The organism is Tenacibaculum sp. (assembly GCF_050290165.1).
Taxonomy (GTDB): Bacteria; Bacteroidota; Bacteroidia; order Flavobacteriales; family Flavobacteriaceae; genus Polaribacter.
Map to the genome: position 1 here is coordinate 16,012 of NZ_JBNKHD010000001.1, position 13,559 is coordinate 29,570.

Consider the following 13,559-nt stretch of genomic DNA (forward strand, 5'->3'; position numbering starts at 1 on the left):
GTAAAGTTTATACTATGCCCCTATAGAATAAAGAGGCACAGTAACCAAAATATTTTGTTGTAATGATTCAATTCTTACAATAATCTTACTCTGATTATTTACCTTAATAATTTCACAATCTAACCCCTCTAAAGGACCATTGGTGATTTTTTTTATCTCACCTACCTTTGGGCGTTGCTCAGTGATTTCCATATCTTCAATACCTTCATCTCCTATTAAAAGTTTTATCTGATTTATTTCTTTTTCAGGCACTCTTGCATATTCTTTTCCAAAACGAATGTAAGAGAATGCCCCATTAACAGATAATGCTTTATGAAAACCTAAAGATGAATTGATATATACAAAAACATAAGAAGGAAATAATGGTTTCATTATCACCTTTTTTCTATCACTCCATTGTCTAATTGTTTTTATCTGTGGTAGAAAAGATTCTAAAGAAATTTCTTTTAATGACTCATGTACTTTTTTTTCCCAACAAGATTTAACGTACAATACGTACCAGCCACAATCAAATTTTATCATAATATATAAATACAAAACAAAGCTTCGCTACTCCCAGTCACAGGGGGTTAATTAATTTGTTTCCCAATTAGAACGATGTAAATATAGAATGGAAAAAAAAGGGGAAAGCTACACAAAAGGGTAGTTTTTAATTTTATACTTAGCTTTATAGTAGTTTGTTATCTATAATCAAATGTTTATTTCTTTCGTAGAATTCAATAAGTCCTTCATAAGGTAAGCTTATAGGTATCGTCTCAGAACCTAAATAATTAACTGACTCTCCAACTACATTTGGTTTTATTCCTAACAACAAAAGTATTCGTAATAACTTACTATCACATTCAGCAAAAGCTATATTTCCTTTATGTTTACAAATGGGAGATATAGCACAAACCATTAATTTTTTAAATAAGTTAGGATCATTTACTCCTTTTTTAATTGCAAAACGACCTATATGCCATATTTCATGTAAGTCTCTGTCTTCAACAACCATTAAAGGATCTATCCCAAAAATATTTTGAATAGGCAGTTTATCAATATAATTCCATCTTAAAACACGTATAGCTCCTGTTATACTTCCACAATCATCTTTGCAAACAAAAATTTCAGAATTTTCAACATAATTGATTTCCTCTTGATAGACTGATAAAATGTCTTTTTCTATCTTAATTCTTCCTTCATCCTCTACATGATGGTTAAAATTTTCTTCAACTACAAATTTTGACAAATTGAATATTTCATTAGTAGATAACTTTTCTAAATAGCTTTTCATAAGTGTTATAATATTTTATTTTACACTCAAAACTAACTAGTTAAAATCGTCAACCCACTACACAAAATAGTAGTATCTATAAGAATTAATAAGGTTAAAAAAAATTAATTTTTTGTTAAAAAAAAGTATTGCTTATTAGTAAATTATTTACTTAATTTGGAAACCTAAGTCCCCCCCTAATCTATGAATGACGTGAATGACTTTTTTTCATCACGAAACACAGTGTACCATGTTTCCGATGAAGAAAAAAAACAAACTGCAAATTATGTGGAGGCTATAAAAGCCTTTGCAAGGACTACATATAAGAGTATATATGTAATTGATTACCAAAAAAAAGGTTTTGAATTTGTTTCTGAAAATCCTCTTTTTCTATGTGGACATACAGCAGAAGAAGTAAAAGAAATGGGATATCTTTTTTATTTTAACTATGTAATTCCAGAAGATCTAGAACTGCTTTTAAAAATAAACACAATTGGTTTTGACTTTTATGAGACAATTCCAATAAATGAAAGGATATATCATTCGATTTCCTATGATTTTCATATGAAAAACCAAGAAGGTAAAGTGCTTTTAATTAATCAAAAGCTTACACCTTTATTCCTTACTAATGAAGGAAAGATATGGAAAGCTATTTGCATTATATCTATTTCTAACGAGCAAAATTCTGGTAATATCAAAATATCTAAAAAGGGAGAAAATAAACTTTTTAGGTATGATTTGAAAGGTGATTTTTGGAAAATAGAAGAAAAAATAGAGTTATCCAATAGAGAAAAAGAAATATTGAGATATTCTGTTCGAGGCTTTACCATTAATGATATGGCTGAATCAATGTATGTATCTCCTGATACAGTAAAATTCCACAGAAGAAAATTATTTGAGAAACTGGAAGTAGCTAATATTTCAGAGGCAATTGTATATGCGACTAACAATAAATTAATTTAGTGTTAGTCGTCGTACAAAGAAGACAAATAAAACTCAGGGAAACTCTTAATCTCTTTTTGTGTCGCAATATCAAAAAGTAAATGTGTGCACATTCCGGCAACTACCCAAGAGCCTACAGACAACTGAGGTGGTGATAATTTTTCTTTTTCGTTTATATAAGCATTAATAATGTCTTCTAACCACACTTGAGGTTTTCCCCAAAATCTCATGTAACTAGAAACATATTCGACCACACGCAATTCATTAAATTTTTCCCCTTTTTTTGCAAGTGAATTTAATGATAATCCATCTGGTGAAATAACAGTTACTAATCCTCCCCATCCTAAATTATAAGGATGTAAAACCGGAATGTTATTCTTCTGACAAATCTCATCAAAAATCAAAGGGACATCTGAAGAAAAATCAAGGGCATTAATAGCTACTTTATGCCCTCCAATATACTCTTTAACATTTTCACTTGTTAAAAAGCAATTATATACACTAATATTTGCTTCGTTATTGATAGATTTTAACCTCTTCTGTATAGCCTCTACCTTGTTGCTCATTACATCTTCTTCAATATAATTTTGTCTATTCAAATTAGAGTCCTCTACATAATCTCCATCAATTATTGTTATATTTTCAAAGCCAAAACGTAATGCACACTCTGCAATTATACTTCCTATACCAGATCCTCCCAATAAAATTGGGAAATTCTTAATGAGTTCCTGTTCTTCTGGGGTTACATATAATCTATTTCTAGCATACCTATGTTTCATCATAGTTATTTTTAGTACAAAAATAAGTTATCAAAAAAAAAAATACCTAAACAAAAGGGTAGTTTTTTAATCTATAATCAAAATAATTAGTGTTTTTTTTTATGTATAAACTAAATAGCAAGAAGGTAAAACTGCGTCCTTCTTTTTTTATTGCTTTTCTTTCAATAAAAATTGTAAAGTGTATACATTTCTTGTCATCTATTACAAAAGACTTACATAAGAAATATACAACAACATACCTCTTCTTTGCTTTTAATTCATAACTCCCAAGTGAATGATACGTCCACCTGACTGATTTACAGGATTTACACTTTTACCAACTACAATTCCTTTTTCTGGCGCATAATATTTCTTAATTGTATTACCAAACACGTCTCTTAATGTTGCAATATGATCTCCTTCTTCTACGATATCTCTTAAATCAACATGTACAGTTAGTAAACCACCTTCTTGAGTATATATCCAATAAGATTTCTTACAGACTACCGTATTTCTTTTTGATATTTCAAACTCATCATCTGTTATTCCTAAATATGCCAATACATTGTGTACTCCAGAAAGACCGCTCTTAATAATTTTCTTCTGGAAGCTATGTGGATTTCCAACTTCAATAGTAATAGATGGAATCCCTAACTCTTCTGCTGCACCTCGCAAAGTACCATCAGATGGCGGTGTATGCACTATAATTTCCGCTTCTTGTAATAAGGCTAATTTTTTAGTAACCTCGTTATTCATATCACTTCTGATATAAAACGAATTTACTCTACCAAAACTAGCAGTATGAAGATCTAATAGGTAATCAAACTTTTTTACTACTAAATTCAAAAAACGATTGGCATATACTTCACTTGTATTCCCATTATCTTTCCCTGGCATAATTCTATTAATATCCACACCATCGCTAAAAACGCGAGTTCCTCTAACAAATGAAGGCACATTTACAATAGGAATTCCAACAATGGTACCTCTTAAATTATTCGTATCTAAATCTTTAAACAATCGTTGAATAACAGATATTCCATTCAGTTCATTTCCATGAACTGCCGCTGTAAGCCCTAATACAATACCATCTTCTTTTCCTCTTGCAACCATTATAGGAATACACGTTGGTATTCCCAAAGCATTAGAAGTTACTTTTAACCAGTAATTTTTTATAGAGTTTGGCGGTGTTTGATTTACATCAAACTCTGTAATATATTCAATTTGGTGCCCCATAAATTTTATATTTAATACAACTCATTTAATAAAGTACTATCGTTGTTTAAAGAAGTAAATAGTTTCTTTTTAAACTTTTTATTAGAGTTAATTAGACTGACACACATTTTATCAATTGCTATGGTTGAAAGTACTGTTTGTATAAATGTCTCTATTAAATCGTCAATTCCTAAACCTAATTTGTTATAATCTCTTCTATCCATAATTAACAAACGGTTTGTGTCTGACGTCCATTCATTTTCTCCCAGCTTAACCGATAAATTAGTTCCTAACATTTGCCAAGAATCTTTACTATTTTCTAAATCATTTACAAGAGGTAGCAAGGCTCTTCTCGAATACATACACAAAGGTTTAATCCCGTCTTTTGTACTGCTTATCATCATACGAATATCAGAAACAAAAGTTTCTCCTTTAGCATTTGGCATAGTACCAACATGGTAATACTTCCCTTTGGTACTTACCGAACTCCAATTGTAATTTCCTATCAAACTTTGCACAATAAAACGTTCATACTCGATATCCTGTTTCATAAATTCTTCCAGTTCTTCTTCATTTACAATAGTATATACCCCTTGTCCTGCGTTGCTGTATGGTATTTTTATCACCGCTTGTCCGCCCATTTTTTTTACCCATAACGGAATTTCATTCTTACTCACATCCCAAATAGTGTCTGGGGTATTAATTTTCATTCCGTGTTCTTCTAACTCTGTATTATAAATATCATATGCTTTAGCAGCTACCATTTTATTTCTTCCTCCCGCCAAACAAGTAATGATTGGATTTAAAATCTTTGTTTTGCTATTTACAGGAAATCTATTCCATGGTTTTTGAGTTACATACCTAAAAATACCTCGTAACGGAATCCATTCTTCATCTTGTTTCAAGTAAAAGATTTCATTTTCAATTTTAATATGATTATTCTCTTTATTTGAAAAATACGGAACTAAAAAAACATCCTCATTAAACACATCTGCAATTACAGCTGCATATCCTGAGGTTTCCATATAGTTTTTATCATAAAATACAGCTAATCTACCTTTCTTAACTAATTTCTTCTTTTTATCTAAAATAGGTTTAAAAGTTCTTTCTATTAATAATCGATAAGCGCCGTCTTCTTTATTGTCATCTAACAAAGGCATTGACTTTTGACCAGATGGACATGAATTATTCTCTATAACAACCATATTTTTATCTCCATCTGCCGATGTTGAGTTGATTAAATCAGCTCCTCCCCACAAAAAATACTTGCATTCATACGACAAAATTTCTCTTAACTTTTCAGAATTTACTTTGGGATGCAAGTGACAATATCTGGCAATAATTCGTTCTTTATCTAAGTTTAAAAAGAAGTTTACCATGGGGTGAATCGTGGCATTCAATGCTTTAGGGTACCAATGATTTTCGTTATTAAATGTATTAGGTTGTATAAGCTCTACTGCTTTCATTACTGATTTATCTATTTAATTTTCTTTTAGGAATATGCTCCCTACTTAAATTAAAAGTAAGAAAAAAATAAACTAAAACACTTTTATAAATATGAATTTATAAAGCTTTATTTTTAAACTATATTACACTCTTTATTCATAAAAATTATAATGGAATTAATGTAACAACTACCCTATTTATGATACTAATAGAGTGAAATAAAATAAAATTATGAAAAAAGTAATTAACAAAAAGTCTTCAATTTTATTATTCGTTGGAGCATTAACAATTGCAACATCACAAATACTTACTCATTATACTGAAATGTCAGATACGATGCAAGGTTTAGGTATCGGTATAGGAATTGGTTTATTAATTATTGCCATTACAACTAGAGCTCCAAAAACCTCTTAATAATTTTTAAAATTTCTTCTAAAAACTGGGTATAGCATTCGCAAATAATTTAGTAATTTCGACCCTCTAAATTACTTAAATGAAAGTTTGTATAGCCGAAAAACCTAGCGTAGCCCGTGAGATTGCTAATATCTTAGGAGCCAGCACCAAACGAGATGGATATTTCGAAGGGAATGGTTATGCGGTTACCTATACATTTGGCCATTTATGTACACTTTTAGAACCTAAAGACTACAAACCGCACTGGAAAAGTTGGGATTTGAATAACTTACCCATGCTTCCTGAGCGCTTTGATACTAAGGTTACCAACGATAGTGGTATTCAAAAACAGTTTAAAATCGTAAAATCTTTATTTGAAAAAGCTGATGTAGTGATTAACTGTGGGGATGCAGGACAAGAAGGAGAACTCATTCAGCGTTGGGTAATTAATCAAGCAAATTATAAGGGCAAAATTCAACGTTTATGGATTTCTTCTCTTACTGAAGAAGCTATCAAAGAAGGTTTTGACAACCTAAAAGACAACGACGATTACAATAACTTATACTATGCAGGGTATTCTCGTGCGATTGGCGATTGGCTATTGGGCTTAAACGCTACACGATTGTACACCGTAAAATTTGGTGGTTACAAACAAGTGCTATCGATTGGTAGAGTACAAACTCCTACCCTTGCCATGTTGGTTGACCGTTATAAAGAAATTCAAAATTTTAAACCAGAACCTTATTGGGAACTTCAAACCTTATATCGAGACACCCTTTTTAGTTGTGAAGAAGGTCGTTTTTTAAAGAAGGAAGAAGGACAAGCCTTTGCTGATAAAGTAAAAGAAAGTGATTTTGAAATCACTTCAGTTTCCAAAAAGAAAGGAAAAGAATACGCTCCTAAACTATTTGATTTAACGGGTTTACAAGTTTACTGTAACAACAAATTCGGATTTTCTGCGGACGAAACCTTAAAAATTGTTCAAAAACTCTATGAAATGAAAGTGGTTACTTACCCAAGAGTAGATACCACTTTTCTTCCAAATGATATTTATCCAAAAGTTCCGAATATTTTAAAAGGGTTAAAGCAATACGCAACCTTAACACAACCTCTTTTAGGGAAAAAAATACGTAAGTCGAGTAAAGTCTTTAATGACAAAAAAGTAACCGATCACCATGCGATTATTCCTACAGGAATAGAAATCAATCTACAATACAATCAGCAGCAAGTGTACGACATTATTGTTCGTCGATTTATTGCTGTATTTTACCCAGACAGTGATATTGCTAATACTGCTGTAATAGGTGAAGCCGATAAAGTTTCATTCAAAACCACAGGAAAAGAAATTTTGACCAAAGGTTGGCGCGAAGTATTTGAATATGGAAAAGAACCTAAAAAAGATACTGAAAAAGACGTGTTACCTACTTTTACCAAAGGAGAAAAAGGTCCACACGAACCCTCTTTTTTAGAAAAGGAAACCAAACCACCTCGCAATTATACCGAAGCTAGTTTACTGCGTGCTATGGAAACTGCAGGAAAACAAGTAGATGATGATGAGATGCGTGAATTAATGAAAGAGAATGGTATCGGTCGTCCATCTACACGCGCAAGTATTATTGAAACCTTATTCAGACGAAAATATATTGAGCGTCAAAAAAAATTAATCATTCCTACCAAAACGGGTATCGACTTAATTGATTTGATTGACAACGAACTCTTAAAATCTGCAGAACTAACTGGATTGTGGGAAAAACGTTTAAAAGAAATTGAACGTGGTGAATACAGTGCTGCTCATTTTATTCATGAAATGAAAAAAATGGTAGACCGTTTGGTATACGAAGTACGATCTAATACAAAATCTGTAAGATTATCAGCAGAAAAAAGTGTTAGTTCGAAAGCAGTTGAAAACAAGAAAAAAAGTACTTCGAAAAAGAAAGAAGTTGTAGGTAAAAGTTGTCCAAAGTGTAACAATGGGCAATTATTAAAAGGAAGTACTGCATACGGATGCTCTTCCTATAAGAATGGATGTGATTTTAAACTTCCATTTGAGTTCATGGATAAAAAAATATCTGAAAGTCAATTAATCAGACTACTTGATAAAGAGTGTACTACCAATTTAAAAGGCTTCAAGCAAGGTTCAGAAAAAGTAGAAGGTCTAGTTCGTTTTGATGATGCTTTCAATTTAAAGTTTGAACCCAAAAAAACGAGTTCAAATGTCATTTCGAGTGATAACGAGAAACGTAAGTTCAGCGAAGCTAAATCTCATTCTGACACCTTAACTTGCCCTAAATGTAATAAAGGAACCGTTTTAAAAGGAAAATCTGCCTACGGGTGCTCTGAATACAAAAATGGTTGTGATTTTGTATTTACATTTGAAAACATCAAAAAAATTGCCAATGGAAAGCCATTGACTAAAGAATTAGTGTATAATATTTTAACTTCTAAGTAAGTTCTTTATAATAATACTCAATTAGTTTCTCTGGATTTTTAACCGTGCTTTTAATCCATTTAAAATACAACTCTTTTTTCTCTGCATCCGATAATTTCCAATCAATTGGTAACTTCTTCATACGAGAGGTAATATCTTGTAAGATAATTGCTGCTGCTACCGAAATATTCAAACTTTCAGTAAAACCTACCATCGGAATTTTTAAAAAGCCATCTGCTTCTTGTTTAATATAATCAGAAATACCATCTTTTTCAGCCCCAAAAACAAAGGCCGATTTTTTTGTTACATCAAAATCGGACAACACACACGAATCGGTATGGGGTGTAGTTCCTATAATCTGGTATCCTTTTTTTCTTAAATCTTCTAAACATGCTTTAGTGTTATCCCCATCCTCTTTAAAACGTTGTATATTCAACCATTTCTGACTTCCTTTAGCTACATGTCTTGATACTTTATTCGTAACCTTATTTTCAATGGCATACACATCTTGTATACCAAAAATATCGCAACTTCTCACCACTGCACTGGCGTTATGCGGTTGGTAAATATCTTCTAAAACCACCGTAAAATGACGTGTTCGCTCGCTTAATACCTTTTCAAACGTTTCCTTTCTATTTTCGGTGATATACCCTTCTAAGTAGGCTAATAATCCTTCATCAATCATACAACAAACATAGTAATTTTTCCTATTTTTAATCGCAAGGAGATAGTTAAGTATCTATTTTCTTAAACTTGCAACAAATTTTATATCTATGAAAAAACGTTTGGTAGTATTAACAGGTGCCGGTATTAGTGCTGAAAGTGGATTGAAAACTTTTAGAGATGCTGATGGCTTATGGGAAGGACATGATATTTATGAAGTAGCTTCTCCAGAAGGATTTAGAGCTAACCCAGAATTAGTTTTAGACTTTTATAACCAACGTAGAAGGCAACTTTTAGAGGTAACTCCTAACAAAGCACATTTGAATTTAGCTGATTTAGAAAACACCTTTGAAGTTGATATCATCACTCAAAATGTAGATGACTTACACGAACGTGCTGGTAGTTCTAATGTATTACACTTGCATGGTGAATTATTAAAAGTACGTAGTACAAAAAATGAAAACTTGGTATATTCTTGGGAGAAGGATATACTTTTAGGAGATGTCTGTGAAGAAAATGCGCAGTTACGACCACACATTGTTTGGTTCGGTGAAGATGTTCCACTACTAGAAAAAGCGGTTGAAATTACTTTGCAAGCGAATATTTTAGTTATTATCGGAACCTCAATGCAAGTATATCCTGCAGCTAGTTTAGTAGATTATGTAACTGCAAATACTCCGATTTACTTTATTGACCCTAATCCAGCTGTAAACAAAAACGCCTTTAATAATTTAACCATTATTAAAGACGTTGCCAGTACTGGTACTGATATATTAATCAGCATGCTTAAATAAATTCAGTATTATTATTGGTTACGAGTCATGGTTAACTTGTCGAAATATTCGTATAATTCTCCTTTAGAAATGTTGCTTCCTTTTTCAATCAAATCAAACAATTCCGAATTTCTTTCTTCTTGATAGGTTTTCGACCCTCTTAAAAACTCTATAGCTTCATCTTGTGGATTTTTTAATAGCCATTCAAATCCTTCTTGTTCAAGTACGTTTACTTCTTTATCAATCGTTATCACAATACGATGAATTTCTTTTTCATCACATTTAAATAAATTGACCACTTTTGGAGAAAAATGCTCTAAATAATTCGTTTTGGTAAGTACATCATCCCAAACAACATCGCTAAACACATTCATTTCATCTTCAGCTACATGGGGCTTCTCTTTTTTTAATTCGTCCCATTCTTTTTTATCAATGTTTTGTGAAGCTAAAAAACGTGCAAACTCCTCATGTAATCCTTCAAACTGCTCTTTTGTAAGTTGTCTATATTTCAAACGTTTAAATTTTTGTAATTAATTAGCTCTAGCTTTATTCATTTTCTTTAATTAGAGCTACACTATCTTGTTTTGCTTAATCCCTCTATGAGGGTTTCATTTGGCAATTTTAATAATAAATTGGGGTTAGGGCAATTTTGTTTGTAAAAATCTAAGGTCTTTTTTGAAGATACTCCTGGATAATCACCATAGTAATCTTCGATATCTATTATTAATTGAAAATGTAAATGTGGTGCATAATCTCCATTGACTGAACTATCACCTAAAGTTCCTATTTTTTCTCCTTGTCTGAATTTTGTTCCAACTTCTAAGTTTTCTAACGATTCTAATGATAAATGACCATATAATGAATAAAACTCATTTCCTTCAATTGAATGTTTAAGAATAATCGTTGGGCCGTAATCTCCATAATTAGTGTTATTTTTAAAACTATGAACTTCTCCATCTAATACAACTAAGACATTAGTACCTGCATCACACCACAAATCAATTCCTAAGTGAATATTTCGTTGGTTTTCTTCAGATAATTTATTGAAATGTTCACTTCTACTATAAATATCTCTTTGTTCTAAATATCCCCCAAAAGCAACCGTCTTTTTATTTTTTAAGAAAAAGGTTTCTAAATATGCTTCCCAAGCTTTTGATGAAGAGACATCAAAAACTAAATCTTTATTTGATGCCGCTATAGAAATTGGAATATATTCATCAAAAGATATATTGGTATCAATTACATGCAATGAATCTTTAGATATGCTTTTTAAAAAATCTGTCATAATTAAAAATTAAAAAAGTGCAGTATTTGCTGCACTTTCTATAAATAAACTAGTTTATGTATTAAGCATTTTGCTTTTTTATTAAATTCAAAGCAGAACCTTCTTTATACCATTCTATTTGCCCTTCGTTATATGTATGATTCGCTATAACTATGTCTTTTGAACCATCAGCATGAACCACTTCAATAGTTAATGGTTTGTTTGGAGCGAACTCATTTAAATCTAAGAAATTAAACGTATCATCTTCTTTAATTAAATCGTAATCTGACTCATTATCAAATGTTAACCCTAACATACCTTGCTTTTTCAAGTTTGTTTCATGAATACGTGCAAATGATTTTACTAATACTGCTGCCACTCCTAAATGACGAGGCTCCATAGCTGCATGCTCACGTGAAGAACCTTCACCATAGTTGTGATCTCCTACTACAATTGTTTTGATTCCTTTCGCTTTGTACTCACGTTGTACTTTAGGCACTGCATCATACTCACCCGTTAATTGATTTTTCACAAAGTTTGTTTTCATATTAAAAGCATTCACTGCTCCAATTAACATGTTGTTGGAAATATTATCTAAGTGTCCGCGGTAACGTAACCAAGGTCCAGCCATTGATATATGATCAGTAGTACACTTACCATATGCTTTGATTAACAATTTAGCTTCTTTAATTTCATCTCCAATTGGCTCAAACGGTGTTAACAATTCTAAACGCTCTGAATTTGGATCTACTACTATTTCTACATGACTTCCATCAACTTCTGGTGCTAAATAACCATTATCATCTACTTCAAATCCCTTTGGAGGCAATTCCCAACCTGTTGGTTCATCTAACATCACCTCTTCTCCATTTTCATTGATTAGAGTATCTGTTAATGGATTAAAATCTAAGCGCCCTGCAATAGCAATGGCTGCAGTTAATTCTGGAGAAGCTACAAAGGCATGTGTATTTGGATTTCCATCAGCACGTTTTGCGAAATTTCTATTAAATGAATGTACAATAGAGTTTTTTGGAGCATTCTTCGGGTCTTCATAACGTCCCCATTGACCAATACACGGTCCACATGCATTGGTAAATATTTTAGCATCTAAGTTTTCAAAAACTTGTAAGATACCATCTCTTTCAGCTGTATAACGTACTTGCTCAGATCCTGGATTGATACCAAACTCTGCTTTTGTTTTTAACCCCTTATCTATAGCTTGCTGTGCAATAGAAGCTGCGCGTGATAAGTCTTCATAAGAAGAGTTCGTACAAGAACCTATGAGTCCCCATTCTACTTGCAATGGCCAATCATTAGCTTCCGCCTTTTTTCTCATTTCTTTTCCTACTGAAGTAGATAAATCAGGTGTAAAAGGCCCGTTTAATAATGGTCCTAATTCTGACAAATTAATTTCAATTACCTGATCAAAATATTGCTCAGGATTTGCATATACTTCAGAATCTGCCGTTAAATATTCTTTAATCTCATTTGCTGCATCTGCTACATCATTTCTATCAGTAGCACGCAAATAACGCTCCATAGACTCATCGTAACCAAAAGTAGAGGTTGTAGCTCCAATCTCTGCTCCCATGTTACAAATAGTTCCTTTACCTGTACATGACATCGCCGTGGCTCCAGGTCCAAAATACTCGACAATAGCACCTGTTCCTCCTTTTACTGTTAGAATTTCTGCTACTTTTAAAATCACATCTTTAGGCGCTGTCCAACCAGATAATTTCCCTGTTAATTTTACACCAATTAATTTAGGAAACTTTAACTCCCAAGGCATACCTGCCATAACATCTACTGCATCGGCACCACCTACTCCAATAGCTACCATTCCTAATCCTCCTGCATTTACCGTATGAGAATCGGTACCAATCATCATTCCTCCTGGAAAAGCGTAGTTTTCTAATACCACTTGGTGAATAATACCTGCACCCGGTTTCCAAAAACCAATTCCATATTTGTTAGAAACAGACTCTAAGAAGTTAAACACTTCGTTTGAAGTATTTAATGCTGTTTGTAAATCTACTGAAGCACCAACTTTTGCTTGAATTAAATGATCACAATGCACCGTAGTTGGTACAGCCACCTTAGTTTTACCAGCTTGCATAAACTGTAACAACGCCATTTGTGCTGTTGCATCTTGACAAGCAATACGATCTGGGGCAAAATCAACATAATCTTTTCCTCTGATAAATGCTGTATTTGTATTTACATCCCATAAATGTGCATAAAGAATTTTTTCAGCTAGCGTAAGAGGTTTGCCTGTTACTTTTTTTGCTGCTTCTACTCTTTCAGGAAATTTTGAGTAAACTTCCTTAATCATTTCAATATCAAAAGCCATGTGTTTAGTTTTAATTACAAGTACTAAATTTAGCAAAAAAATATAGGATAATAAAAAAGCCCGAGCTAAAACTCG

The 13,559-nt window shown here is 32.2% G+C and carries 13 protein-coding genes; 4 read left to right on the forward strand and 9 right to left on the reverse strand.

What is annotated here, in order from left to right; all coding sequences use genetic code 11:
• Positions 1-12: 12 nt before the first annotated feature.
• Positions 13-522, reverse strand: a complete 510-nt coding sequence (locus tag ACQY6M_RS00020; RefSeq protein ID WP_428742647.1) for a UpxY family transcription antiterminator — start codon at positions 520-522, stop codon at positions 13-15.
• Between the two features lie 145 nt (positions 523-667).
• Positions 668-1,273: a hypothetical protein gene (locus ACQY6M_RS00025; protein ID WP_428742648.1), complete on the reverse strand. Its 606-nt coding sequence runs from the start codon at positions 1,271-1,273 to the stop codon at positions 668-670.
• A 183-nt stretch (positions 1,274-1,456) separates the two neighbouring features.
• Between ACQY6M_RS00025 and ACQY6M_RS00030 the strand changes: the two genes are divergently transcribed.
• Positions 1,457-2,215, forward strand: coding sequence for a response regulator transcription factor (locus ACQY6M_RS00030; RefSeq protein WP_428742649.1), 759 nt, complete (start codon positions 1,457-1,459; stop codon positions 2,213-2,215).
• 2 nt (positions 2,216-2,217) lie between these two features.
• Here the strand turns inward: ACQY6M_RS00030 and ACQY6M_RS00035 are convergent, their stop codons facing one another.
• The 3 genes from ACQY6M_RS00035 to ACQY6M_RS00045 form a co-directional block, all read right to left on the reverse strand.
• On the reverse strand, positions 2,218-2,973 hold the full coding sequence (locus tag ACQY6M_RS00035) for a ThiF family adenylyltransferase (protein WP_428742650.1): 756 nt from the start codon (positions 2,971-2,973) through the stop codon (positions 2,218-2,220).
• Between the two features lie 252 nt (positions 2,974-3,225).
• Positions 3,226-4,188 carry a succinylglutamate desuccinylase/aspartoacylase family protein gene (locus ACQY6M_RS00040; protein ID WP_428742651.1) on the reverse strand — a complete coding sequence of 321 codons (963 nt, stop codon included), beginning with the start codon at positions 4,186-4,188 and terminating at the stop codon, positions 3,226-3,228.
• An 11-nt stretch (positions 4,189-4,199) separates the two neighbouring features.
• Positions 4,200-5,633, reverse strand: coding sequence for a hypothetical protein (locus ACQY6M_RS00045; RefSeq protein WP_428742652.1), 1,434 nt, complete (start codon positions 5,631-5,633; stop codon positions 4,200-4,202).
• A gap of 211 nt (positions 5,634-5,844) precedes the next feature.
• On the opposite strand from ACQY6M_RS00045, the gene ACQY6M_RS00050 reads away from it, so the two are divergent.
• Entirely contained in the window at positions 5,845-6,027 is a 183-nt protein-coding gene (locus ACQY6M_RS00050) for a hypothetical protein (protein ID WP_428742653.1), read from the forward strand.
• A 79-nt stretch (positions 6,028-6,106) separates the two neighbouring features.
• Positions 6,107-8,455, forward strand: coding sequence for a DNA topoisomerase 3 (locus ACQY6M_RS00055; protein WP_428742654.1), 2,349 nt, complete (start codon positions 6,107-6,109; stop codon positions 8,453-8,455).
• Here the strand turns inward: ACQY6M_RS00055 and ACQY6M_RS00060 are convergent.
• On the reverse strand, positions 8,448-9,119 hold the full coding sequence (locus tag ACQY6M_RS00060) for a TrmH family RNA methyltransferase (RefSeq protein ID WP_428742655.1): 672 nt from the start codon (positions 9,117-9,119) through the stop codon (positions 8,448-8,450). The two genes, ACQY6M_RS00055 and ACQY6M_RS00060, sit on opposite strands and share 8 nt — an antisense overlap.
• Positions 9,120-9,207: 88 nt before the next feature.
• Here ACQY6M_RS00060 and ACQY6M_RS00065 point away from each other — a divergent pair, with 88 nt between their 5' ends.
• Complete coding sequence (locus ACQY6M_RS00065; protein WP_428742656.1) at positions 9,208-9,891, forward strand: SIR2 family NAD-dependent protein deacylase; 684 nt, start codon at positions 9,208-9,210, stop codon at positions 9,889-9,891.
• Between the two features lie 11 nt (positions 9,892-9,902).
• Here the strand turns inward: ACQY6M_RS00065 and ACQY6M_RS00070 are convergent, their stop codons facing one another.
• The 3 genes from ACQY6M_RS00070 to ACQY6M_RS00080 all read right to left on the reverse strand — a co-directional run bounded on the left by ACQY6M_RS00070 (position 9,903) and on the right by ACQY6M_RS00080 (position 13,484).
• Entirely contained in the window at positions 9,903-10,382 is a 480-nt protein-coding gene (locus tag ACQY6M_RS00070) for a DUF6495 family protein (RefSeq protein WP_428742657.1), read from the reverse strand.
• A 62-nt stretch (positions 10,383-10,444) separates the two neighbouring features.
• Positions 10,445-11,155, reverse strand: coding sequence for a peptidoglycan DD-metalloendopeptidase family protein (locus ACQY6M_RS00075; protein ID WP_428742658.1), 711 nt, complete (start codon positions 11,153-11,155; stop codon positions 10,445-10,447).
• Between the two features lie 61 nt (positions 11,156-11,216).
• On the reverse strand, positions 11,217-13,484 hold the full coding sequence (locus tag ACQY6M_RS00080) for an aconitate hydratase (RefSeq protein WP_428742659.1): 2,268 nt from the start codon (positions 13,482-13,484) through the stop codon (positions 11,217-11,219).
• Positions 13,485-13,559: the final 75 nt, after the last annotated feature.